Origin of the sequence: Massilia mucilaginosa, from assembly GCF_011682145.1 — a bacterium.
GTDB classification, from domain to species: Bacteria; Pseudomonadota; Gammaproteobacteria; order Burkholderiales; family Burkholderiaceae_D; genus Telluria_A; species Telluria_A mucilaginosa.
The window spans coordinates 34,098-58,407 of record NZ_WHJH01000035.1; the positions used below are offsets into that span (position 1 = coordinate 34,098).

General features: G+C 65.6%; 20 protein-coding genes. 3 read left to right on the forward strand and 17 right to left on the reverse strand.

The features are described 5' to 3' along the window. Positions 1 to 10 precede the first annotated feature (10 nt). The 11 genes from F2P45_RS22935 to F2P45_RS22985 form a co-directional block, all read right to left on the reverse strand. On the reverse strand, positions 11 to 799 hold the full coding sequence (locus tag F2P45_RS22935; protein WP_166880313.1) for a PP2C family protein-serine/threonine phosphatase: 789 nt from the start codon (positions 797 to 799) through the stop codon (positions 11 to 13). Between the two features lie 388 nt (positions 800 to 1,187). Continuing rightward, the gene (locus tag F2P45_RS22940; protein WP_166880253.1) at positions 1,188 to 1,706 is read right to left on the reverse strand and encodes a hypothetical protein; all 519 of its coding nucleotides are present in this window, start codon (positions 1,704 to 1,706) and stop codon (positions 1,188 to 1,190) included. Positions 1,707 to 1,798: 92 nt separating this feature from the next. After that, the gene (locus F2P45_RS22945) at positions 1,799 to 3,781 is read right to left on the reverse strand and encodes an OPT family oligopeptide transporter (RefSeq protein WP_166880255.1); all 1,983 of its coding nucleotides are present in this window, start codon (positions 3,779 to 3,781) and stop codon (positions 1,799 to 1,801) included. 89 nt (positions 3,782 to 3,870) lie between these two features. After that, positions 3,871 to 6,252 (reverse strand): penicillin-binding protein 1A, encoded by a 2,382-nt coding sequence (locus F2P45_RS22950; RefSeq protein ID WP_370663300.1) that lies wholly within the window; start codon positions 6,250 to 6,252, stop codon positions 3,871 to 3,873. Positions 6,253 to 6,384: 132 nt separating this feature from the next. After that, complete coding sequence (locus F2P45_RS22955) at positions 6,385 to 6,732, reverse strand: DUF3325 domain-containing protein (RefSeq protein WP_166880257.1); 348 nt, start codon at positions 6,730 to 6,732, stop codon at positions 6,385 to 6,387. Further along, the gene (locus tag F2P45_RS22960; protein ID WP_229505244.1) at positions 6,729 to 8,324 is read right to left on the reverse strand and encodes a PepSY-associated TM helix domain-containing protein; all 1,596 of its coding nucleotides are present in this window, start codon (positions 8,322 to 8,324) and stop codon (positions 6,729 to 6,731) included. Before F2P45_RS22960 ends, F2P45_RS22955 begins: the two co-directional genes overlap by 4 nt. Continuing rightward, positions 8,321 to 8,608 carry a hypothetical protein gene (locus F2P45_RS22965; RefSeq protein WP_166880258.1) on the reverse strand — a complete coding sequence of 96 codons (288 nt, stop codon included), beginning with the start codon at positions 8,606 to 8,608 and terminating at the stop codon, positions 8,321 to 8,323. Before F2P45_RS22965 ends, F2P45_RS22960 begins: the two co-directional genes overlap by 4 nt. Positions 8,609 to 8,611: 3 nt before the next feature. Further along, positions 8,612 to 11,065 (reverse strand): TonB-dependent siderophore receptor, encoded by a 2,454-nt coding sequence (locus F2P45_RS22970; protein ID WP_166880260.1) that lies wholly within the window; start codon positions 11,063 to 11,065, stop codon positions 8,612 to 8,614. Between the two features lie 77 nt (positions 11,066 to 11,142). Continuing rightward, positions 11,143 to 12,132, reverse strand: a complete 990-nt coding sequence (locus F2P45_RS22975) for a FecR family protein (protein WP_166880262.1) — start codon at positions 12,130 to 12,132, stop codon at positions 11,143 to 11,145. Further along, entirely contained in the window at positions 12,129 to 12,671 is a 543-nt protein-coding gene (locus tag F2P45_RS22980; protein ID WP_308613713.1) for a sigma-70 family RNA polymerase sigma factor, read from the reverse strand. The genes F2P45_RS22975 and F2P45_RS22980 overlap by 4 nt, the downstream gene beginning before the upstream one ends. Before the next feature lie 76 nt (positions 12,672 to 12,747). Further along, the gene (locus F2P45_RS22985) at positions 12,748 to 13,659 is read right to left on the reverse strand and encodes a Rossmann-fold NAD(P)-binding domain-containing protein (protein WP_370663298.1); all 912 of its coding nucleotides are present in this window, start codon (positions 13,657 to 13,659) and stop codon (positions 12,748 to 12,750) included. A gap of 122 nt (positions 13,660 to 13,781) precedes the next feature. Here F2P45_RS22985 and F2P45_RS22990 point away from each other — a divergent pair, with 122 nt between their 5' ends. After that, positions 13,782 to 14,684 carry a LysR substrate-binding domain-containing protein gene (locus F2P45_RS22990; protein ID WP_166880267.1) on the forward strand — a complete coding sequence of 301 codons (903 nt, stop codon included), beginning with the start codon at positions 13,782 to 13,784 and terminating at the stop codon, positions 14,682 to 14,684. A gap of 62 nt (positions 14,685 to 14,746) precedes the next feature. On the opposite strand, the gene F2P45_RS22995 is transcribed toward F2P45_RS22990, so the two are convergent. Next, complete coding sequence (locus F2P45_RS22995) at positions 14,747 to 16,318, reverse strand: peptide MFS transporter (protein WP_441295249.1); 1,572 nt, start codon at positions 16,316 to 16,318, stop codon at positions 14,747 to 14,749. Positions 16,319 to 16,532: 214 nt separating this feature from the next. Here F2P45_RS22995 and ppnN point away from each other — a divergent pair, with 214 nt between their 5' ends. Further along, the gene (gene ppnN / locus F2P45_RS23000) at positions 16,533 to 17,903 is read left to right on the forward strand and encodes a nucleotide 5'-monophosphate nucleosidase PpnN (protein ID WP_166880271.1); all 1,371 of its coding nucleotides are present in this window, start codon (positions 16,533 to 16,535) and stop codon (positions 17,901 to 17,903) included. A 57-nt stretch (positions 17,904 to 17,960) separates the two neighbouring features. On the opposite strand, the gene F2P45_RS23005 is transcribed toward ppnN, so the two are convergent. The 4 genes from F2P45_RS23005 to sigJ all read right to left on the reverse strand — a co-directional run bounded on the left by F2P45_RS23005 (position 17,961) and on the right by sigJ (position 22,269). Further along, positions 17,961 to 20,045, reverse strand: a complete 2,085-nt coding sequence (locus tag F2P45_RS23005) for a TonB-dependent receptor (RefSeq protein WP_166880273.1) — start codon at positions 20,043 to 20,045, stop codon at positions 17,961 to 17,963. Between the two features lie 53 nt (positions 20,046 to 20,098). Continuing rightward, a complete protein-coding gene (locus F2P45_RS23010) occupies positions 20,099 to 20,389 on the reverse strand; it encodes a putative quinol monooxygenase (RefSeq protein ID WP_166880275.1) in 291 nt (96 codons plus the stop codon). Between the two features lie 96 nt (positions 20,390 to 20,485). Next, positions 20,486 to 21,403 carry an AraC family transcriptional regulator gene (locus tag F2P45_RS23015; RefSeq protein ID WP_370663299.1) on the reverse strand — a complete coding sequence of 306 codons (918 nt, stop codon included), beginning with the start codon at positions 21,401 to 21,403 and terminating at the stop codon, positions 20,486 to 20,488. Then, complete coding sequence (gene sigJ / locus F2P45_RS23020) at positions 21,400 to 22,269, reverse strand: RNA polymerase sigma factor SigJ (protein WP_166880277.1); 870 nt, start codon at positions 22,267 to 22,269, stop codon at positions 21,400 to 21,402. The genes F2P45_RS23015 and sigJ overlap by 4 nt, the downstream gene beginning before the upstream one ends. Positions 22,270 to 22,362: 93 nt before the next feature. Here sigJ and F2P45_RS23025 point away from each other — a divergent pair, with 93 nt between their 5' ends. Further along, complete coding sequence (locus F2P45_RS23025) at positions 22,363 to 22,797, forward strand: carboxymuconolactone decarboxylase family protein (protein WP_166880279.1); 435 nt, start codon at positions 22,363 to 22,365, stop codon at positions 22,795 to 22,797. Between the two features lie 24 nt (positions 22,798 to 22,821). On the opposite strand, the gene F2P45_RS23030 is transcribed toward F2P45_RS23025, so the two are convergent. Continuing rightward, the gene (locus tag F2P45_RS23030; RefSeq protein ID WP_166880281.1) at positions 22,822 to 24,291 is read right to left on the reverse strand and encodes an NHL domain-containing protein; all 1,470 of its coding nucleotides are present in this window, start codon (positions 24,289 to 24,291) and stop codon (positions 22,822 to 22,824) included. Between the last annotated feature and the right edge of the window lie 19 nt (positions 24,292 to 24,310).

The following is a 24,310-nucleotide window of genomic DNA, read 5'->3' on the forward strand; positions in this document are numbered from 1 at the left end:
TGTGTGAAGCTTAATCGCAATCAAACAGGACGACGGTGACGTTATCGCGGCTACCGTCGCGCAAGGCGGTGGCGATCAGTTCCTTGCAGCAATCGCCGAGTTGGTCCGGGCGGGCGTCGGCCAGCAGGGCGGCGATGCGTTCGTCGGGCGTGGACCCGTACATGCCGTCGCTGCACAGCAGGTACAGGTCGCCGGGCTGGACGGCCTGGATGTGCAGTTCCGGGCGCACGTCGCCCGAGGGGCCGATCGCTTGCAGCAGCAGGTTGCGCGGCGGCAGGTTTTCGGTGGCGCCGGCGTCGACGGCGTCCTGGTACATGGTCTGGTCGCGCGTGAGCTGGGTCAGCTGGCCGGCGCGGTAGCAGTACAGGCGGCTGTCGCCGACGTGGAAGGCCAGCAGCGGGGCGCCCGGTGCCGGTTGCCAGACGCCGGTGAGGGTGGTGCCCATGCCGCCGCCGTCGCCGCGCCGGTTGGCCAGATTGGTCTGGTACATGCGCTGGTTGACGAATTCGACCGCGTCGTGCAGCGTGACCATGCCCGACAGGATGTCCTCGCTCCAGATGGCGTCCGGATCGGTCGATTCGGGGTCGAACGGGCTGGCGCGGAAATTCGGCGCCGCCATGCCGCTGTCCGGATCGGTGCTGGCGCGCAGGAACTGGGCCAGCGAGCTCAATGCTTCGGCGCTGGCGATCTCGCCCGATTCGTGGCCGCCCATGCCGTCGGCCACGGCCACCAGGCCCAGGCTGGCGTCGATCAGGAAGTTATCTTCGTTCGAGGGGCGTACGGTGCCGGTGTCGGTCATGCCGAAAGCCGTACCGGCGGCGAGGCGGTGCGGTGTGGACGGTGAAAGTTGCTTCCAAAAATACAAGGCGTCTCCTGAGGGTGGACTGACGTGAGTCAGTCGCGCATGATTGCCATGCTAGCACGCAGGGTGCGCTTTGTCCGGGTCAATACCGTAAAAACCGGTTCAGGGTGCGTGCCGGGACGGGCCGGCGCGCCGCCGCGCTGCGCCAGGCGTGCGCGCGCCCGGTCGAGCTGGGCGGCGGCGTGTTTCCGTCACCTGGCGAGGACGTTGACGATCCAGCCGGCGCTCCCCTCTGCCGGGCGACCACGAAAAAAGCGCCTTGTCAACGTTCAACAAGGCGCTTGCCAGAAGTTCCCACCGAAGCGACTCGCACATCATCGCGCCTTTATGGCGGCGGGGCGGATGAAAAATTCTCACACCTCATCCCATCCGTAGAAGTTTTCTTGAATAATTTTTTCTTTTCATCAACAATCCAAGCGGAGTTTGCTGATAGAGACGCAACACCATCTTCTTTATTCAAAAGAGCAAAAATCAATTCTGATTTTTCTTTATTGTGTATCGTGCATTTTCCAGTAAATTCTACCAAGTTTTTTGAATCGTCTGGAACTTGTAAAACATCGTGGATCAGAAACTTCTTATCCTCAAGCAGGATAAATTTATTCCCACAAATCATCCAGTATCCTGCGAGCAATCCTTCAGAAATGTCATCCATTCCCAAATTTTTGAGGCCTAAGCTTTTATGCCTGGCCTCAATAGCCACCACTTTTTCATTCTTTACGTGCCTGCCGATAAGTTTCTTGGAAATTTCTGATCCACATTGAATGGTGCTGAACGTATCGCTTGCAAAAGAAAATTTGCCGCAAAAAAACGAAAGTATCAGGAGAGAATAAGTTCCAGGTTTCATTTGCGGTATTTGCGTTTTTGCAGCATCTCATTGACTGGTCCACGGATCGCCAGGACGCCGGCCGGCGCCCTGGCAGGGCAATTGCGCCGGGGTCAGGCGGCGACTTTTTGGGCGCTGCGTGCGGCCCAGCGATACAGGCCGCTGACGATGGCCGCGCCCAGCACCAGCGCGATCAGCATGTGCGTGGTTTCGCCCATGGCGTTGGGAATGGCCAGCGGTTCGGCGACATTGGTGGCCACGATCAGGCCGGCCAGGCCGACGTTGAACAGGCTCTCGCCGACGATAAAGCCCGACATGACCAGCACGCCGATGCGCTTGGCCGCGTCGCCCCAGGTGGCGCTGCTGACGGCCCGTTCGAACATCCAGCCGGCCAGCGCGCCGACGATCACCGGCGCCGTCACCGCGGCCGGCAGGTAGATCGCCAGGCCCACGCCCAGCGGCGGCAGGCTGTAACGCTCGCGGCTAGCCTTGCGGATGACGAAGTCGGCGACCACCAGGATCAGGCCGAGCAGGACGCCGTAGCCGATCAGTCCCCAGTCCAGGTTATTGCCGATGACGCCCTTGGCCAGGGTCGAAATCAGGGCCGCCTGCGGGGCTGCCAGCGGATCGTCGCCGACCACGCCCACGTTCGGGGCGCCGGCAAAGCCCTTGGCTTTGTTGAGCAGGTCCAGCACCAGCGGGACCACGGTGGAACCGGCGGCCACGCCGATCAACAGGCCAACCTGCTGCTTCCACGGGGTGGCGCCTACCAGCTGGCCGGTTTTCAGGTCTTGCAGGTTGTCGTTGCCGATCACGGCGACGGCCAGCACCACGGTGGTGACGAACAGCGCGTAGGCCACCAGCGCATGCGCCACTTCCGGACCCATGACGTGCTTGCCGACGAAGCCGACGCTGAGCGAGGCGCCCAGGATGGTCAGGATGGCGATGCCGGACACCGGCGAATTGGACGAGCCGATCAAACCGGCCATGTAGCCGCAGACGGCGGCGGCGAACACGCCGGCGATCAGGATGTAGCCGACACCGACGGCCACCAGCGGCAGCGAGAGGCTGGCCAGCACGCCACCTTGCAGGAAGCTGGCCAGCAGCCAGCCGGCCGGCACCATGGCCAGCAGGGTCACCAGGCCGACGATGAAGATCGGCAGATCCTGCTCGGCGCGGTCGATGGATGCGCCTTCGGCCTTGGCCTTGCGGGCCGCTTCCAGGGCCGACTTCAGGCCGCCCATCACCGGTTTGCCGAGCGTGGCGAGGGTCACGATGGCGGCCGCGCCGATGGCGCCGGCGCCGATCATGCGCACTTTGGAACTCCACATGCCGAGCGCCTGGTCGGCGGCCGACAGGGCCGGCTGCGGGTCCATCGAGGTCAGTACCGGCACCAGGATGGCCCAGGCGATGACCAGGCCGGCCAGCATGGCCATGCCGACGGTGATGCCCATCAGGTGGCCGGCGCCCAGCAGGGCCAGCGAACTGGCCGCGCCGATGCCGGTGGCGCCGCTGCCGGCCTTGAAGTAGATGGCCACTTCGGCGGCCATCAGCTTGGCGCCGGCGGCGGCCGCGAACAGGGCGGAGGCCACGCTGCCCCAGATCACCGCCATCAGACCGAGCTTGCCCTCGGCCGCGCCGCTGCGCGAGGAGGTGCCGACCTTGAGCACTTCGGCCGCGGCCACGCCTTCCGGGTAGGGCAGGTCGGACTGCGACACCAGCGCGCGCCGCAGCGGCACGGTGTACATCACGCCCAGCACGCCGCCGATGGCGCAGGCGCCGAAGACGGGCCAGAACGGCACCTTGGCCCACCAGCCGATCATGATCAGCCCTGGCAGCACGAAGATCACCGACGCCAGCGTGCCCGCCGCCGAGGCGATGGTCTGGACGATGTTGTTTTCCTGGATGGTGGCGTCCTTGAAGGCGCTCAGCAGCGCCATCGAGATGACGGCGGCCGGGATCGAGGTCGCGAAAGTGAGTCCGACTTTCAGGCCCAGGTAGACCTGGGCGGCTGTAAAGATCAGGGTGATGACGATGCCGAGGAGGACTCCTCGGATCGTGATTTCTTTTGGTCCGGCCAGTGCGACAATCGCCATCCAGTGCTCCAGTATGTATGAGGGTGCAAAAAAGCGTCCCATCATAGCTGGCAAAGGGCGAACGCGGAAGCGAAATGCGAAGCGGGCGCTTAACCCCCCGCCTGCGATTCGGCGCCGTGGTTGAACTGCGGCTGCGGCGCGGCCGGCGTGCCTGGCGCCGGCGCCTGGCCCGGCTCACCCGGCTCCCCAGGTTCGCCCGGCTCCGCGCCATCGTCCGGCAGCGCCGGCAGCTCGTTCATGTCGATCGTCTTGAACTCGCTGCTGCCCGCGTATTCGGCATAGATCCAGTCGTCGTCCTCGCGCAGCACGCCTTCCGGCGCCGGGCGTTCCTTGGCCGGGCGCTTGTCGAGCGCCGCGCGCATGTAGTCGACCCAGATCGGCATGGCCAGGGTGGCGCCGAACTCGCGCCCGCCGAGCGAACGCGGATCGTCGTAGCCCATCCAGGCCACGCCCACCACATTGCCGGCGTAGCCCGCGAACCAGCCGTCGAAGGCGTCGCTGGTGGTGCCGGTCTTGCCGGCCAGGTCGTTGCGGCCCAGCGCCCGGGTGGCGCCGGCAGCGGTGCCGAAGCGGGTCACGTCGCGCAGCATGCTGTCGACCATGAAGGCGTTGCGCTGGTCGATCACGCGCAGCGTTTCGTCGGCGACGGCGGGCGCCGGCGTTTCAAGCAGGATGGTGCCGTTGCCGTCGGTGATCCTGGCGATCAGGTAGGGCTTGACCGAAAAGCCGCCGTTGGCGAACACCGCGTACGCGCCCGCCAGTTGCAGCGGCGTGACGGCGCCGGTGCCGAGCGACATGGTCAGGTTCTTCGGGTGGCGCGCCAGGTCGAAGCCGAACTTGCCGAGGTATTCATGGCCGTAGCCGACCTCGATGGCGCGCAGCAGGCGCACGGTCGGCACGTTCTTGGAATGCACCAGGGCGCGCCGCATGCTCACTTCGCCATCGAATTTGCCGTCGTCGTTTTGCGGGCTCCAGGTGGCGCCGTTGGCGCCGCTCGGCATCGACAGCGCTTCGTCGAGAATGCGGGTGCCCGGCGAAAAGCCTTTTTCCAGCGCCGCCGAATACACGAACGGCTTGATCGCCGAACCTGGCTGGCGCCAGGCCTGGGTCACGTGGTTGTACTTGTTCAGGCCATAATCGAAGCCGCCGACCAGCGCGTGGTAGGCGCCGGTGGCCGAGTCGATAGCGACGAAACCGGCCTGCACCTGCGGCAACTGGACGATCGACCAGGTTTTGCTGTCCTTGTCTTTATCCTTGACCCGGTCCTGGGCGATGCGCACCACCGCGCCCGGACGCAGCTTGATGGCCGCCTTGGCGGCAGGCGCCAGCGCCGGCGCCACGAAGCGCAGGCCGGCGCCGGAAATCTCGATGCGCTCGCCGTCCATGGTTTCGACCGCGACCAGCTTGCCCGATACTTCGGTCACCACGGTGGCCGCCAGGCCGTCGCTGACCGGGCGCTTGCGCAGTTCTTCGCGAATCTCGTCGGCGCGTTCCTGGGCGTCCGAGGGCAGGTCGATGAAGGACTCCGGGCCGCGGTAGCCGTGCCGCTGGTCGTACGCCAGCACGTTGCGGCGCAGCGAGTCGTAGGCGGCGTCCTGTTCGGCCTTGAGGATGGTGGTGTAGACGCTGATGCCGCGCGTGTAGGCCTCGTCCCTGTATTGTTCGAACACCGCCTGGCGCGCCAGTTCGGCCACATATTCGGCGTGAATGTCGAATTCCTGGCGCTTGGCGGCGATGCGCATCGGTTCTTCCTTGGCGGCGGCGTACTGGGTGTCGTCGAGGTAGCCCAGTTCGCGCATGCGCCTGAGAACAATCATCTGGCGCTTCTTGGCGTTGCGCGGATTGACCGCCGGGTTGTTGCCGACCGGGTCGCGCGGCACGCCGGCCAGCATGGCCATTTCGGCGATCGAGAGCTGGTCGAGGCGCTTGCCGAAGTAGGCCTGGGCGGCGCTGGAAAAGCCGTACGAGCGCCGTCCCAGGAAAATCTGGTTCATGTACAGTTCGAGGATCTTGTCTTTCTTGAGCGCGGCCTCGATCTTGAAGGCGAGGGCGATTTCGTCGGCCTTGCGCCCCAGTTTCTTGTCGCGCGTGAGGAAGAAGTTACGCGCCACCTGCATGGTGATGGTCGAGGCGCCTTCGCGAAAGCCGCCGCGCAGGTTGGCGCGCGCGGCGCCGGCCGCGCGAATCCAGTCCACCCCGCCGTGCGAGTAGAAGCGCGTGTCTTCGATGGCCAGCACGGCGTTTTTCATCATGGCGGGCACCTTCTCGATCGCCAGGAAATCGCGGTGTTCTTCGCCGAATTCGCCGATCAGCACATTGTCGGCCGTGTAGATGCGCAGCGGGATCTTGGGCCGGTAGTCGACCACGGCGTCGATGGCCGGCACGCGCGGTACGATCACGCCGTAGAAGTAGCCGAGCAGGCCAAGCACCGCCAGCAGGCCGGCGGCGATTGACAGGAGCACAGCGCGAATGATGAATGTGCGCGTCAACCAGCGCTTGGGTAAGGAGTCTGTAGTCAAAACAATGTCCGCCAGTGCGGGCCGTGCCAGGAGTGACGGCCCAGTCCCGGCGAATTATAGTCGATCGCTTTTATGGCCCCGTTTTCATGGGAGCCACATCAACCCGGCCAGCGCGGCCGGCACCAGCAGCAGCGCCGACCACGCCGTGGCGCGCGGCGCGTACGGCAGCAGGAACACCAGCGGCAGCGCCCCGGCCGACAGGAAGCCGAGCCACAGCACGATGCCCACGGTCGCGCTCCACGCCGCCACGCAGGGCGGCAGCGCCAGCGCCAGCAGGAGCGCGCCGCCGCCCCGCAGCCCGACGCGCTGCCGGCGCGACGGTTCGCGCCCCCATGCCTGTTGATGATGGCGGTCCATCGCCAGGCACAGGAGCGTCATGCCGCCGTACGCCAGGCCCAGCGCCGCAGCGCCGGCGATGAGGGTATTGCTCATGTCGTGCTCCCGCGGTGTTTCAGCGCGGCCCATGCCGCCAGCGCGCCGGCCACCAGCGCCGCCAGTTCGACGCCGGCGCTTTCCCAGTCGGCGCGGCCGCCGATTTGCGCGACCAGATGGTCGCCGGTGGTGATCCAGTTCAGCGGCGGCAGTAGCGCGCACAAACAGGCCAGTGCCCACAGCTGTTCGCGCCAGGCGCGTGCCGGCGCGCGCAGCAAACCGTGCGCCAGCGCCGCCAGCCAGGCGCCGAAGAAGACCCGCAGCTCCCAGCCGGCGCGCTGGTCCAGATCCGGCGGCAGCAGGCGGTTGGCCCACAGATAGGCGGCGCAGGCGATGGCCAGGCCGGCAATCGCGGCCACGTTCACCCCTTCCACCAGGCGGTACACGCGGGCCGTGGCGGTGCCGAATTCGGCGCCATGCTTGTTGCGGCGCTTGACCATGAACAGGATCGCGCCGGTGGCCATCATGGCGGTGCCGGCCAGGCCGCATACAAAATACAGCCAGCGGATCGCCAGCCCGCCGAAGCTGGCCATGTGCAGGCTGCCCATCGCCAGCCGGGTCAGCGAGGCGGCGCCGCCGTCGACCTGGCCGCCCTGGCGCACCGCCAGCACCGCGCCGCTGGCGGCGGAAAAGGAGACCATGCCGGTGGTGTTGGCGATGCGGGTCATGGCCTCGGCTTGGTTGTCCCAGCCGTAGACGCCGATGCGCATGGAACTGTCGCCGGGGTTGTCGATGACGATGCAGCGCACCGGTTGCTTGATCAGCGCTTCGGCGCGCGCGGCGTAGCTTTCGAGGTCGGGCACGGCCAGCGCTTTGCCGCTGCGCGCCAGCCTGGCCGGGCCGCCCAGGTCGGCGAGGAACTGTTTCATGTTGTCGGCGCCGGGGCCGTAGCGGGCCAGCAGCGGGGCCGGCATCAGGGTGACGCTGGAAATGGTCAGGCCGGTGTAGGCGATCATGAACAGGAAGGGCAGGGTCAGCACCGCCACCGCGTTGTGCGCGTCGAGCCAGCTGCGCTGGCCCTTGTTGGGGCGGAAGGTGAAAAAGTCCTTGAAGATGCGCTTGTGCGTGACGATGCCCGACACCAGCGCCACCAGCATCGCCATGGCCGCGATGGCGGTGATCCACAGGCCGGCCCGGCCGGCGTGCAGTTCGTAGTGGAAGTCGACGAAGTGGTGCCCGCCCAGGGTCGGCCGCACCGGCTTGCCGGCGGCGCCCGGGGCGATGGGCACGCCGCTGGCCGGGTCGAGCCGGGCCTCGGCATAGCCGCCTTGCTGGTTGAACCAGTAGGCGCTCAGCGCGTTGTCGTCGTTGCGGTTGATGGGCCAGATTTCCCACATGTCGGCGCGCGGATGGGCTTTTGCCATGAAGGCCGCGCCGAGCGCCAGGCGTGGGGCGCGCTCGGAGGCCGCCACCGGCGCCGGCGGCGCGGCGGCGTGCTCCGCGAGCGCGTGCTCGGGCGACATCCAGTGGGTGATCGCCTCGTCGAACACGGCCAGGGTGCCGGTCAGGAAAATCGCATACAGCAGCCATGAAAACCACAGCCCGCACCAGGTGTGCAGCCAGGCCATGGACTGGCGCCAGCCGGCCTTCATGCGCCGCTCCCGCCGCGTGCCAGCAGCATGCCGGCGCCGCCGAGCACGGCGCTTGCGCCCGCCAGGGTCAGCCAGACGCGCGCCAGCGGCTGCGGCGAGAAGGCCCAGACAATGGCCGCCGTGTACGCCGCGAAACTGGCGTAGGTGCCCATCAGGACCGCTTCGGCGCGCGCCATCGGCAACAGCGCCCCAAGGAACACCGCCAGCGCGGCGGCGACGGCATAGCCGCCGAGCACGGCCGCGAGCAGGCGCGAGCAGATTTGCAGGTTGGGACTGAGCGTCATGGCTTACAGCGCGGGCGTGTATTTGACGCTGAACATGACGCTGCGCGGCGTGCCGTAGTCATTGTTGCCGTCGGTCTGGTTGAAGGCCGGGATGTAGTAGCGCTTGTCGAACAGATTGTTGACGTTGAGCGCCAGCGTCACCTCCGGCTTGAGCTGCCAGGCCAGGCGCGCGCTCCAGACACTGAATCCCGGCACCTTGAAGGTCCGTTCGTAGCCGATGGTATGGCTTTGCGTGCTGAATCCCGCGCCCACGCTGAGCTTGTTCCAATCGCCCGGCAACTGGTAGCGGCTCCATACGCGCAGCATGTGTTTCGGGGTCCACTGGCTGAAGGTCTTGCCCTGGTTGTCGGCGTCCCGCAGGAACTTGGTGGTGTTCCAGGTGTAGCCGGCCGACAGTTCCAGGCCCGGCAGTACTGCGCCGCTGGCCTCGGCTTCCACGCCCTGGCTGCGCACCTTGCCGCTGGTTTTGTCGCAATACCAGCCATCGCAGGCGTAACCGGCGGCGTAATCGGCCACCGAGCGGTTCTTGTGGTCGTAGCGGAACATGGCCAGCGAGGTATTGACCTTGCCGTCCATCAGCTCGCCCTTGAGGCCGGCTTCCATATTGCTGCCGATGACAGGGTCGAGCGCCTGGCCGGCGACCGTGCGTCCGGACTGCGTTTCGAACACACTGGTATAGCTGCCGTAGGCCGACCATTGCGGGTTCAGCGCATACACCAGGCCGGCGTACGGCGTCACCTTGCCCGAGGCCGTGACCGTGCTCTGCTGGTTGACGCGCGGCTGGCGGTAGAGCTCGTCGTACCAGCTCACGCGCGCGCCGGCAATCGCGGTCAGCGACTCGCTCACCCTGGCGCGCCAGCTGCCGTAGATGCCCTTTTGACGGACATCGTAGTTGGCGTAGGTGGCGCGGCCGCCGCGCGCGACGATGGTGTCGAAATCCATCCACGGGCGCGCGTGGTCGATGTTGAAAATGTTGCCGCCAGGGGTGAAGGTGCGCGCGAAGCGGTCGTCCGAGGTGTATTTCGAATAATTGGCGCCGAGCATGACGTCATGGCGCAGTCCGAGGGCGTCGAAGCGGCCGTTCAGGTACAGATCGGCGCCCAGCTTGGTCGAATTGAAATCGGTGGACCAGTCGGCGAAGTCCAGTCCGCTGCCGTCAAGGGCCACTTTGCCGTGCATGCGCTGGTGCACCGAGGAATTGTTTTCATCCATGTGGACGGCGGCCGCCTTGAGGGTCCAGTTGGCGTTGAAGCGATGGCTGAGGTCGGCAAAGACGGTGGTCTGTTCGATTTCGGCGCGGTTCCAGCGGGCGCCGACCCAGGTCGAACGCGGCAGGCCAATGTCGCCGCCGTCCGGATAGCGCGGCAGGCCGCGCACCATCGGGCGCGTGCGGTTGTCGGTGTTGCTCACGGCCAGGCCGAGGCTGGTGTCGGGGCTGATGTCGACGTCCAGCGCGGCGTACAGCGCGCGGTTCTTTTCCCACACCTGGTCGATGAAGGAATGGCTGTTGTCGACATCGGCCACCACGCGCGCGCGCAGGGTGCCGGCGGCGTTGAGCGCTCTGCCGGCGTCGAGCTGGACGCCGGCGTGGTCCCAGGAACCGGCGCGGGCGGTGAGCGCCACGCTGCGTTCGGCCAGGCCGCGCTTGCGCACCAGGTTGACCGCGCCGCCGGGGCTGCCGGTGCCTTGCAGCAAGCCGGCGGCGCCGCGCAGCACTTCCACGCGGTCGAAATAGACCAGGCCTTCGGTGCCCCAGTTGCCCAGCGCATAAGTGTTGCGCGGAATCGGCACGCCATCGTATTGCCAGGAATCGATCTGGAAGCCGCGCGAATTGATCACCATGCCCTGGCCCACGCCCTTGGCGCCGACCACGCCGGTGATGCTGTTGGCGGCGTCCATCAGGTCGACCAGGCCCTGGTCGTCCATCTGCTCGCGCGTGAGCACGCTGATCGATTGCGGAATGTCCTTGCGCGCCAGCTCGCCTTTGCCGAGGGTGACCGTGTTGCTGGCGTAGGAGGTGCTGCCTTCGGTGGTGGCGCTGCGCGCGGCCTGGGCGCTGACCTTGATTTCACTCATGGCTTGGGCTGGGGCAGTGGCCGGGGCGGCAGGAACGGCGGCCGCAGCCGGAACCAGGATGTAGCCGGCGCCCGACTTGCCCAGTGCGAAGCCGGTGCCGCGCAAAAGGACCGCGAAGCCCTGTTCGACGCCGTAGCTGCCCGTCAAGCCTTCGCTGCGCACGCCGTGCACCTTGGCGGCATCGATTGCGATGGCGACCCCGGTCAGCTGGGCGTAGCGGTTCAGTGCATCGGCCAGCGGGCCGGCCGCGATGCTGTATTGGCGTTGCTGGGTCTGGGCCTGGGCGTGCAGGGCCGGTCCGGCACTGAGCAAGGCGCCGCACAGGAGTTCGATGGCGATGACGGAGGCGCGCAGGCGGCGCGAGCGGGAGGTTGTAAACATGTCGATGCGTCCTTGTGGATTGGTTTCATTGACATGACGAAGCAAAAAACGAAACCGGAACCGCTGTTCGGAAAAAATCACTCTTTTTTCGTATCGACCAGTACCAGCCATGGCGTCACGCTGCGCATGCGCAGTTGCGGAAAGCTCTCCTGGAGCAGGCGCAGCGCGCGGTCGGTGTCGTCCAGCGGCAGCACGGCGGAGACGCGAATGCCGGCCAGCTGCGCCGGGTCGTACGCGATGCGCCCGCCGCGGTGCCGGTTCAGTTGCGCCAGCACCTCGGCCAGCGGACGGTCGGACACCACCAGCTGGTGCAGGCGCCAGGCGTCGTCGATGCTGGCCGGGTCGATCGGCGCCGGCGCGCCGACGCCGGCGGCGTCGATGCGCACGCGCTGGCCGGCGCCGACGATGGTCTCGCGGCCGGCGGCGCGCACCGCCACGCGCGATTCGAGCATGCTCAGGACCGTGGCCTGGCCCTGGCGCGCCACCGCGAAGCGGGTGCCGAGCGCGCGGATGCTGCCTTGCGGCGTCTCGACCACAAAGGGGCGCGCGCCATCCTTGGCGACATCGACCAGGATCTCGCCCTGCACCAGTTCGAGCGTGCGGGCGCGCGCGTCGAAGCGCAGGTTGACGGCGGTCGCGCCGTTCAGGGTGATGCGGCTGCCGTCGTCCAGGGTGCGGGTGTGCCACTGGCCGGCGCCGGCGCGCAGGTCGGCCAGCAGCCAGGCGGGTTGATAGGTGTTTGCGGTGAGCCAGGCCGGTCCCGCCAGCAGCGCCAGCGCGACCCCGAGTGCGGCGGCGGCGCGGCGCGCGCGTTTGGCCGCTGGCTTCTGGGGCGGCACGGCGCCCAGCGCGGCGCGGGCCGGCCTGGCGCTGCCGCCGGCCTGCGCGCGCACCTCGCCCAGTTGGCCGAGCAAGCCTTCCATGCTGGCGGCGGCCGCGGCATGGCGCGGGTCGGCCAGCTTCCAGGCGCTGAAACCGGCGTGGGCGCGGGCGCGCTCGGCATGGTCGTCATCGGTGAGGCGCACGATCCAGGCGGCCGCCTGGGCGGCGATCGGATCGCGCCTCATTGCGCCAGCGCCGCGCACTGGCTGCGGCATTCCAGCAGGGCTTGCACCAGGTATTTCTGCACCATGCGGGTCGACACCCCGAGCTGGGCGGCGATGGCGGCGTGGGTTTGCTGGTCCAGGTAATGCAGCAAGAAGGCCTCGCGCGCCCTGGCGGAAATGGCTTGCAGGGCGGCGCCGATCTGGTCCAGCGCCTCCAGGGCCATCAGGGTCTCGTCGGGCGCTGGATGGCAGGGCAGGCTGTCGGCCAGCAGGGCCATCTCGGCCAGGTAGGCCTGTTCCAGCGCCTGGCGGCGCGCGCGGTCGATGATCAGGCGTTTGGCGGTGGTGGCCAGCCAGGCGCGCGGCTGGTCGACCCCGAGCAGGGCGTCGCGCGAGGCGATGATGCGCATGAAAGTGTCTTGCGCGACGTCGGCCGCGTTGTGCGCGCAGCCCAGTCTTTTGCGCAGCCAGCCGGACAGCCAGCCGTGATGGTCGCTATACAGTATGTGTACTGCATGAGCGTGCTGCTGCGGAATGGACTCGGCCGCCGACATGACCATCACCTAAAAGAGAATAAGAATTATTCGCATTATAGGCGGAGGCGCTGCCGGTTGGCAACTACCGGGCCGCCGCCGCTCACACGAAGGCCAGGTCGTGCTGCAGGATCAGGTGGTCGAGCCAGTCGTCGCTGTGGCCGAAGCGATAGCCCAGCTGCGCGGCGCGCGCGGTGTTCATCATGTACTGGGCCGGATAGTCGAAGGGGCTCAGTTCGCCGGCCGCGACATTGTGCTTGGCCGGCAGCGCGCGCACCGGTACTTCGAGCAGCATGCCGATGCGCTGGACCAGGTCGAACGCCGACAGGCCGCCGTCGCAGGCCGCGTTGACCGGGCCGACAAACTCCTGGGCGCCGGCCCACAGCAGGAAGTTGCTGGTGCCCTGGGCGCTCATGAAGGAACTTGCGGCGGCCGCATTCGCGTAGCGCAGCGGCGCGTGCTGGCGCACCAGGTCGACGTAATGGGCCAGGCGCCCGGTAAAGTCTTCGGCGCCGGCCAGCACATGGCCGATGCGCACGGTCACCAGCGGCAGCGAGCCGTCGCGGTACAGATAGGCTTCGGCCTGCACCTTGCCGGCCACGTAGCTCTCGGTGGCCAGGCGCGTGTCGTGCCACGGATAGCGGGTGTCGATCGGCTGCGCCAGCATGTTGATGTCGGTCTCGGCGAACGGCGCATCCTGCTGCCCGAGCAGCTCGCGGTAGACGTCGATGGTGGAGGCGACGATGTAGCGTTTGACCTTGCCGGCGAAGACCTTGACGGCAATCGCCGCGTCCAGCGGGCTGTAGCACATCTGGTCGTAGGCGATGTCGTAGCCGGCCGTGCCGGCGAAGGCGGCGCGCATGGCGTGCTTGCTGCGGCGGTCGACCTTGATGCGGGTGATGCGCGCGCCGAACGGGTCCGGTGTATGGCCGCGTGTGGCGATTGTTACCTGGTGACCCGCGTTGAGCAGACGCTGCACCAGCAGCTTGCCGAAGTAGCGGGTACCGCCTATCACCAATATATTCTTGCGCATTGCATTCCCTTGTTGATCTCAGTATATTTTCTGCTTAGTATGGCGAATCAACAACCGAGAAAAATTGAACCGATGAGCAAGAAAATCTTAGTCATGGCGTATGCATGAAGCCCCTGCGAACGCTCTCCGGCCTGGTCGACTTCGACTGCGCGGCGCGCTGGGGCAGTTTCAAGCTGGCGGCGCAGGAGCTGCACAAGACCCCGGCGGCGATCAGCCAGCAGGTCAAGCAGCTCGAAGAAAACCTGGGCTTCGCCCTGTTCATCCGCCATGCGCGCCATGTGACCCTGACCGCCAAGGGCCAGGAACTGGCGGTGGTGGTGGCGCGCATGCTGGCCGAACTGCGCGCCAAGGTGGGCGCGCTGCAAGGCGGCGACGAGGAGTCGGTGCTGCGCATCTCGACCACCCATTCGTTTGCCATCAAGTGGCTGGTGCCGCGCATGCACAGGTTCACCAAGCTGTATCCGGAACTCGATATCCGGCTCGATTCCAACGATGCGCCGGTCGACCTGGAGGACGACAGCAGCGACGTGGCGGTGCGCTACGGACCGGTGAGCGATGGCGATCCGGCGCTGCTGTTCCGCGAACGCCTGATCGCGGTGTACAGTCCGGACCTGCTCTCGCCCGGCCAGGCCGAACTGACCCTGGCCGACTTGCCCAATTTTCCGCTGCTGTACGAGAATTCGACCGAGTCGTGGCTGCAGCTGCTCAACGAGAACAAGGCCTTGAAGGGTAAATACGATTTCTCGCGCGGCTACAGCCACTGGGGCGTGCTGGCCCAGGCGGCGGTGGCGGGGCAGGGGATTGCGCTGGTGGCGTACGGGATCGCCTTCCAGGATATCCTGAAAGGCTCGCTGCGGCAGATCAGCTGCCGCAGCGCGCCGTTCGGCAGCGGCTACCGCTTCATGGTCAACCGCAGCAAGGAGAGCATGCCCAAGGTGCAGCGCTTTCGCGCCTGGCTGGTGGCCGAGATGAACGAGATGCAGCGCGCGCTCGATCAAAGCGCGTAGGAAGGCGCACGTAAACGACAACGGCGGCCCGCGGGCCGCCGTTGTTCATGGTGCTACTGCGCTTACTTCACGCCGTGCATCAGCTTCTGGATCAATGGTGCGAGCAGGAACAGCAGCACGCCGCCGATCATCAGCCACATGAAGCCCTGGGTGTAGCCCGACAGTGCCGACGCGATCGACATGCCCGACTCGCCGCTGACGTGGCTGGCGAAAATGCCCGACAGGTTGTTGCCGATACCGGTCGAGAGGAACCAGCCGCCCATGCCCAGGCCGACCAGGCGCACTGGCGCGAGCTTGGTGACCATCGACAGGCCGATCGGGGACAGGCACAGCTCACCGATGGACTGGACCCAGTAGACCGCGAACAGGGTCCAGAACGGGATCTTGCCGTAGGTCGGATCGACCAGGTAGGTCAGCGCGTACATCAGCAGGCCGAAGGCGAGGCCGTTGAAGATGATGCCCAGGCCGAATTTACGCGGAATCGATGGATTGGCTTTGCCCATGGCGACCCAGACCCACGCGATCAGCGGAGCGCAGGCGATGATGGCCACCGAGTTCACGCTCTGGAACCACGCGGTCGGGAATTCGCTCATGCCGAATGGGGCGGTGATGAAGGACAGCGCGTCCTTGCGGTCGACGATGCTCTCGGCCAGGAAGGTGAACGAGCTGCCTGCCTGTTCGAAGAACATCCAGAACAGGATGTTGAAGGCGAAGATGATCATCATCGCAAAGGTCTTGTCGCGCGCGACCTTGCCGTCGCGGATGCCTTCGGCGATCAGCATGCCGGCCAGGATCAGGAACAGGATGGTCAGCACGATCTGCAGATTGCCGGCACCGGCCTTGAGCAGGAAGAACATGACCGGGATGACCAGCAAGGCGCCGGCGACCACCATGATCATGCGTTTCGGGCTGTTGTCTTCCGCCGGTGGCGCGCCGATGCCCTTGAGGGTGGCGCGGCCGAAGAAGAACCATACCAGGCTGATGATCATGCCGATACCGGAAGCGAAGAACACGACCTTGTAGGCCGGGATGTCGCCGGTGTTGAACACTTTCTGGGCCAGGACCTGGGTAAAGATCGGCGCCAGGAAGGCGCCGGCGTTGATGCCCATGTAGAAAATGGTGAAGCCGGAATCGCGGCGCGTGTCATTGAGCGTATAGAGCTTGCCGACCATGGTCGAGATGTTCGGTTTGAACAGGCCGTTACCGACGATGATGGTGGCCAGACCGAGCTTGAACACATCTTCGTTCGGGATCGTGATGGCGAACAGGCCGGCGGCCATGAAGGCGGCGCCGATCAGGATCGAGCGCTGGTAGCCGATGATCTTATCGGCTACATAACCGCCGAAGACGGCGCCGGCGTACACCAGCGCGAGGTAGGAACCATAGGTCAGGTTGGCGGCCTGCTGGCCGCTGGCGTCGCCGCCGTAGAACTGCGTGACTATATATAGCACGAGTGCCCAGCGAATGCCGTAGAACGCAAAACGTTCCCAAAATTCGGTCATGAACAACATCCAGAGCGGACTTGGATGACCCAAGATCTGCTTGAATTCCGGGATAGCGACTTCCTGGTGGGGTGTGTTAGCGGCACCGCTCATGCGGTTTCTCCTGAATATGGTTATGGTTGGATAAATCATATGGACAGCCGCGGCTCGTGACCCCGGTTTTCCAATAGGGTCGCATTTTAATGTAAATCTTCTATGCTCAGCGAATTTTTGCCAGATGTGCTAATTACGACATCAAACGAGGCTGCGCAAGCACAGCGGCAGTTGTGTCCCCCAAGAGCGGCGAGTTGTCGTATATTGGCATTGCAGGCTTGTTTGTTACACCGATTCGAAAAGGATTTGTACTATGGAACATGACGTTGTCGATACCCTGATTTCGCCGGAAGGCCAGCTCGAAGTGCTGTCGAAAGCCGAAGTCTTCAAACTGCTCGACACCAGCCAGGGTGGCCTGTATCAAATCTTCCGCAACTGCGCGCTCGCAGTCCTGAACTGCGGCAGCACCATCGACGATGGAAAAGAACTACTGGAACGCTATAAATCTTTTGAAATCAGCATCGTACAGCGCGAACGCGGCATCAAGCTGGAGATCAAGGGCGCCCCGGCGATCGCTTTCGTCGACGGCAAGATGATCAAGGGGATTCACGAACACCTGTTCGCGGTGCTGCGCGATATCGTTTTCATCAGCAGTGAAGTGACCGATAATCCCAAGTTCGACATGTCGCGCACGGAAGGCATCACCGATTCGGTGTTCCATATCCTGCGCAACGCCGATGTGCTGCAGCCGCAGCGCAATCCGAACCTGGTGGTGTGCTGGGGCGGACACTCGATCAACCGGATCGAATACAACTACTCGAAGGAAGTCGGCTACCAGATGGGATTGCGCGACCTCGACATCTGCACCGGCTGCGGTCCGGGCGCGATGAAAGGGCCGATGAAGGGCGCCACCATCGGGCACGCCAAGCAGCGCCTGGCGGGCGGGCGCTACCTGGGCATTTCGGAGCCGGGCATTATCGCGGCCGAGTCGCCCAACCCGATCGTCAATGACCTGGTGATCATGCCGGACATCGAGAAGCGCCTCGAAGCGTTTGTCCGCACCGGGCACGGAATCATTGTATTCCCGGGCGGCGCCGGCACCGCCGAAGAGATCCTGTACATCCTCGGCATCCTGCTCCACCCGGATAACGCCGACATGCCGTATCCGCTCATTTTCACGGGGCCCGAAACGGCGCGCGACTACTTCATCCAGATTAACCAGTTCATCGCCGATACCCTGGGCGAGGAAGCGCAGAAGCGCTACAAGATCATCATCGACGATCCGGAAATGGTGGCCAGGGAGATGCAGCTGGGGATCCGCCAGGTGCGCGAATTCCGCAAATCGCGCAGCGATGCCTATTATTTCAACTGGCTGCTCAAGATCGACGAGGAGTTCCAGCGACCGTTCCGGCCGACGCACGAGAACATGCGCAACCTCTCCCTGCACAAGAACCAGGAAAAGCACCTGCTGGCGGCCAACCTGCGGCGCGCGTTTTCGGGTGTGGTGGCGGGCAACGTCAAGGATGAAGGCATTCGCGCCATCGAAAAATTCGGTCACTTCGAAATTCACGGTGACGCCGCCATCATGGGGCCGATGGACGCGCTGCTGTCGTCGTTCGTCGCGCAAAGCCGGATGAAATTGCCGGGCAAGGCCTACACGCCGTGCTATCGGGTGATTACCTAAGTACCTAAGCCGCATGGTGCGCGCCGCCCGGCGCGCACCGACCTGCAGGCAGCGGCCTTACTCGAGCTTTTTGACGAAGCCGACGTACATGCGGCGCGCGACGAAATGATCGAATCCCGCCTGGCGGAAGGTGCTCGCGTCGGTGCGGTAGCTGCGCTTGCTGCCATCGAAGATATCGCTGGCGTTGACGGTGAAGGTGAGCGTCTTGCTCAACTGGCGCTTCCAGCTCAGGTTCACATTGCTGGTCGATCCATGCCGCCCGAGCGGTGTGATGGCAGCCGACTGGATGTGCGCGTCGAGCGACAGATTGTCCGGACCGGCGCTGTAGCTCGCCCGCAGATTCATGTAGCCCGCCATGTCGGCCTGGCGCACCTGGCCGTACAGATCGGGGGTCGAGAGCGCCACGCGGTACATGCCGCCGTCCACGCCGAAGCGCAGCGCCGCATCCGGCATCCAGTCGAGCGAGCCGGTCAGACCGGCCGAGCGGGCCTGTCCGCCATTCTGTTTGGATGTCACCAGCACCTTGTCGGCGAAACTGCGCGCATCGGCCACGGTGTCGCCGCTGGTGCGGTAAAAGGCGGCCGCGCTGGCGCTTACTTGCGCAAGCTCGGTGTCGGCGCCGATTTCCCATGAATTGAGGCGCTGCGGTTTGAGGCCGGGATTGCCGCGGCTGAGGTTTTGCGCATCGACGTAGGTGGTGAAGGGATTCAGATCGCGCGGATCGGGCCTTTGCAGGCTGCGCCGATAGGTGAACGTCAGGTCGGTTTTGTCGCTGGCGGCGTATTTGAGGTGCAGGCTGGGATTGAATGCCTGCCAGTGCGCGCTTTGCATGGCGCCTTGCGCCGGACGCACCCGCAGCGCCATGCGCTCGATCCGCCCACCAAGCAGCGCTTCCCATTGCCCATGCTTGATCTGGTCGGTGAGATAGATTGCGCTCAGCGTCGTCGCCACCTTGTAGCCGTTGGTGGTGGCGGGATCGGGCGTCTCGGCGCCGCTCAGGCGGTCGACGGACGCCTGATAATTGTCCAGGTCATTGACCTCGTCCTGGATATCGAGGCCCATGCCCCACTGGCCGTGAGCGCAGGCCCGGCTCCAGTCGACGGTGGCCTGGTTGAGGTGGCGCGCCGACCTGGTCGCGCCGCGGCTGTAGGTGGTGGCGCGCAGCGGTTCGACGGAGACGTCGCCGTACGACTTGTCGATCAGTCCCGTCGTATTGCTGCGCTGGACCATCGCCTTGAGCGCGTTGCCGCTGTCCTGATGGCTGTAACTGAGGCTGGCGCTGTTGTCGGACTGCTCGTTGGGACCTTCGGAGATGCGGTGAAAGATGGATTGGCCGGCGCCCTCCCGCATCACATTGAGCGTGTCGAGCAGGGGGCGCGAGCGGCGGCCGTTGTAGCGCGTCGACAGGCTGAGGCTATCGGTGTCGCCCAAGGCGTAGTCGACGCCGAATGCCGCGCTTTCCACCTTGCGGCGCACGAAGATGTCAGACGTCTGCAGCGTGCTTCCGGCCTGGCCGCCGAACGGATTATGCCATTCGACCTCAGAGCGCCGGAATTTCCGGGTGCCGTCACGGCGGTAGGCCAGGCTGCCATGCACGCTGAACTCCTTGTGCGTGATGTCGCCGGATGTGCCGACGTTCCACAGGCCGTGATCGGCGGCGCTGGCCTGCATCTGCGCGCGCGCGCCCGGTTTGCGCTTGCGCTTGAGGACGATGTTGACGATCGCCCCGCCGTTGGCATTGTAGGCGGCCGACGGATTGGTGATTACTTCGATGCCGGCAATGTCGGTGCCGCTCATGGTTTGCAGCGCCACCGCCCGTTCATCGCCGGCCATCATCGCCGCCGGTTTGCCGTCGACCAGGACCGTGACCTGGGTATTCCCCTTGACCGCAATCTGGCCGTCGGCCGTGACCGCGATCTCGGGTGTTGACTGCAATACATCCTGTGCGGTGCCGTTGGCGGCCCGCGCCATGTTCGACACGTCGTATACCGTCTTGTCGAGCTTTTTCAGGACCGGTGCCTTTTTGCCGGTCACCGTCACGACAGCCGGGTCTTGCGCGCGCGCAGCCATCGGCGGCGCCAGGCTCCCAAGCAGGATGATGGAGAGCGTGGCACGGGCATGGCGGCGTTGATTGAAATGCATGACTGCATTTTAACGTTTCTGTGGCGGCAACGGGCGCGTTTTGTACGGAATGCTCAGAGCGCTCTGGCGTAGCGGCCCGCCGGAGGCTCCCGCAGGCACGCGGCAATCGCGTCCCAGCCACCGGAGGCGGTCAGCGTGTCGATGTGGGCCTTGTGCGCCTGTTCGCTGTCCCATTGCTCGACCAGCGTAAACACGGCCGGATCGTCGCTGGCGCGAAAGATGCTCACGCCGCGACAGCCGGCGACGGCGGGCAGGTCGTGCTTGACGCGGCCCAGCATCGCCCGAAAGTCGGATGCCGCTTCGGGGCGGGTGGCGAAGGTGATGATGAAGGTGGTGCCTGGCATGGATATGTCGCTTCGCTTTTGATGAATGCGGCCGCGAATCGGCCGTACGCACACGATAGGCGAGCTTGCGCGGCGCCGCCAGCCCCCCGGCTGCGCTTATGTTGACTGCGGCTGCGAACTTGCGAGCTGGCTGGCGTATTGCGCCGGCGGCGCGCCGTAGCGGCGCTTGAATTCGCGGGTAAAGTGCGCCGCGCTGTCGAAACCGGTCAGCGCCGCCACCTCGCCGGGCCGCCTGCCGCCGGCCAGCAGCAGCACCCGGGCCGCGTCGAGGCGGGTATTGCGCAGGAAGTGCATCGGCGCCAGCCCCGCCACTTCACGGAAGGTGTGGGCGAAGTGCGAGGGGCTCATCGCCACGGCGCTGGCCAGTTCGGCGATGGCCAGCGGGCGCCGGAAGTGCTCCTGTATCAGCTGCATCGCCTGGTGGATGCGGGCGGCGGAGCGCTTGATCGCCGCCGCATCGCGGATGGCGCTTGCCGCTTCGGAGCGCAGCAGGCGCACGATGATCTCTTCGACGACCAGCGGTGCGATGGTGGCGCGGTCGATGGCGTGGTCAAGTGCCGGCAGCAGCCGCGTGAAGGCGTCCAGCACGCGCGCATCGACCGGGGCGACGTAGTTCGGCGCCGCCTGCGCGGTTGACGGGGGCGCGGCGTCGGCCAGGGTGATCAAGGTCTTTACCAGCAGGTCGGGCGGCAGGTCCATGTGGATCGCAAGATAGGGCTGGTCCGGCGTGGCCTCGACCACGGTGCCGTCGCAGCGCGTTTCGGCGCTCAGCACGAGGCAGCTCATGTCGTCGTAGACCAGGGTGCTGGTGCCGAGGCGGGCGTGCTTGCGGCCCTGGAGCACGACCACGATGCCGGGCGCCAGTGTCTGGGTTTTGTCGTAGCGCACCGGGCTTGAGAAGCGGTAGTAGCGCAGGCCCGGCCAGGCCGAGTCGGTGCGGCCGTCGATCTGTGCGCGCGCGGCGACCATGTCGCGCAGGCGTGCCAGGGGAGTCGCAGCGGCGCCGGCGCTCACGATGCGCGCAGCAGTTTGTCGGGATTGCGCACCACGTAGATCGCGCCGATCCTGCCATTGTCGATATCGAATGACATGGTCGAATCGAGCCTGCCGTCGACAAGGCGCAGCAGGCCCGCTTCGCCATTGATGAACGCGTGTTCGAAGGTGGTGGCGGCGCCGTATTTGCGCGCCATGCTTTCGTAGAAGCGGGCGATCTTGTCGGCACCGCGCACCACGTTGATGGTGGCCGAGACCTTGCCGCCGCCGTCGGCGCGGAAGGTGGCGTCCGGTGCGAACAACTGCGCCAGCTGCGCGCGCTCGCCGCTTTGCGCGGCCGTCACGAAGCGTCGCAATAGCTCCATGTGCGTTGCGTCGCTGACCGCAAAGCGCGGCTTGTCGGCGCGCACCCGTTCGCGCGCGCGGTGCAGCAGCTGGCGGCAGGCCGCTTCGGTCTTGCCGACGGCGGCGGCGATATCGGCGTAGTCGCAGTCGAATACCTCGTGCAGCAGGAAGACCGCACGTTCCTCGGGCCCGAGGCGTTCGAGCATCAGCATGAAGGCCATCGAGATGTCGCCGGCCAGTTCCAGGCGCGACTCGGGCAGGTCGGCCGCGCGCGTGACGATCGGTTCGGCCAGCCACGGGCCGGTGTAGGCTTCGCGCTCAAGCAGCGCGCCGCGCAAACGGTCGATGCACAGGCGCGTGACGACCGTGACCAGCCAGGCGTCGCTACTTGCCAGCGTATCGCGCGTGTCGCTCGCGTTCCAGCGCAGCCAGGCGTCCTGCACGGCGTCGTCGGCGTCGGCGCGCGAGCCGAGCATGCGGTAGGCGATGCCGAACAGGCGTGGCCGGACCTGGTGAAACTGGGTGGTGAAGGTGTCGTTCATTCTTTTTTCGGGAAAGCTGTCACAAACGTTGCGGCAGGCTCGTCTAATGATTGTAAGGCCAAGCAATCAACTTCAACAATCAAGGAATCAAACATGGAACGCATCAATTTTATGACCGCCTCGCCGAAAGCCCTTAAAGCCTGGACGGCGCTGGAGCAGTATATCGCCACGGCGAGCATCGACAAGCCGCTGGCCGAACTGGTGCGCCTGCGCAGTTCGCAAATCAACGGCTGCGCGTTTTGCGTGGACATGCACGCGACCGATGCCGCCAATGGCGGCGAGACCGCACGGCGCCTGCACGCGCTGTCGGTGTGGCGCGAGACGCCGTTCTTCACGCCTCGCGAACGGGCCGCGCTGGCGTGGACCGAAACCATGACGCGCCTGGCGCAGCAGCCGGAGACAGACGAGAGCTACGCGGCGCTGGCGCAGCAGTTCAGCGCCGAGGAGATGGTCGACCTGACCTTGCTGATTTCGACCATCAACGGGTGGAACCGGCTGGCGGTAGGATTCGGCAAGATGCCGGAATAGGGCGCTTGCGCCCCGGTGTTACCTTTACTGGGCAGGCGGCAGCATCACCTTGATCACGCCGTCGCTAACGGTTACATACAGCACGCCGTTGGCGTCGAATGCGATGCCGCCGATCCCTGACAGGCTGCCGGGCAGGTCGCCAAGCACGATGTCATTCTTGCCCGGGGTGCCAGCCACGGTAGTGACCACGCCGGAAGGCGTGATTCTGCGAATCGTGGTATTGCTGTTGTCGATCACGAACAGATTGCCTGCCTTGTCGAAGACCATGCGGCCGGGCGAGGAGAAGCGCGCGTTCTCCTTGCCGTCGCTTGTGCCGGACTGGTGCGACTTGCCAGCGTGGACGTACATGCCCTTGGCGCTCAGCTTCCAGATAACTTGAGCACTGGTATCCGAGATGTAGACGGCGCCCGTGCTGTCGACGACCATGGCGTTCATCTGGAGCGCGGCCAGGTTAATGCCGGCCATGGGGCCGGAAGACAGGTCCGCCAGGGTGGTGGCCGTACCGTCCGGCGCGATGCGGCGCACGGCGTGACGTGTCAGGGAGTCGCAATTCGATTCGCAGCCGATTTGCTTATAGTAGACCCATGCAGCGATGTAGACATTCCCGGCCGCATCCACGGCCATGGTCAGGTTAGTGGAGTCGACGGCCGTACCGGCGGGCGACACATTGAGCGGGTCTCTCGGTATCTTCAAGGTTTGGACCTCCCCTGCCGGGCTGACCTTGCGCACCAGACTGGCGTATTGCCCCGCTGCTTCAGTGCGCTGATCGAACACGTACAGCGTGCCCTTGGCGTCCATGCCGAGGTAGGTTGGCACGTGGAAGCCGGCCTTCGCCCCGTCGGCGTCGAAGTGGCCCGGCATGACCGGATTGCCGGCCAGAGTGCTGACGACGCCGTCCGGTGTGATCTTGCGGATGATATGGTTGGACGAGTCGGCGACGAACACATTGCCGGCCGCATCGACGACGACCCCTTTTGGATTGTAAAAGCGGGCGTCCCGGGCCGGACCATCGATCAAGCCGGCCGACAGCGGCCGCGCGGGGATGCGCGTCAAGCCAGTGTCGTCCTTTTGCCGCATTGCGCCGGCAAACGACACCAGGCCCGTGCCAATGACGGTCAAGCTTGCTTTGGTACTCTCGACATTGCCACCGGCATTACGCACGTTGACGCTGAAGATGGCGGCATTGTCGCCCAGCTGGACAGCGCCGACGGTGTAGCCAGCGCCGGTCGCGCCTGGGATCGCCACGCCGTTGCGGTTCCACTGGTAGCTGAATGGCCCGGCGCCGCCGGCCGCGATGGTGAAGGTGGCCGGCTGGCCGTTCTGCACGGACTGGCTCAGCGGCTGAGCGGTAATCGCCGGCGCCGGCACGAACGGCGCCGTCTCCGCCGGGCTGGAATCGCCCTTGCCACCACCGCCACAGGCGCCCAGGCTGGCCACGCACAGCGCCGATACCAGCGCGACCGGAAGGCGCCATCCTTGTTTCTTAGTACTCATCAACATACATCTGACCTTA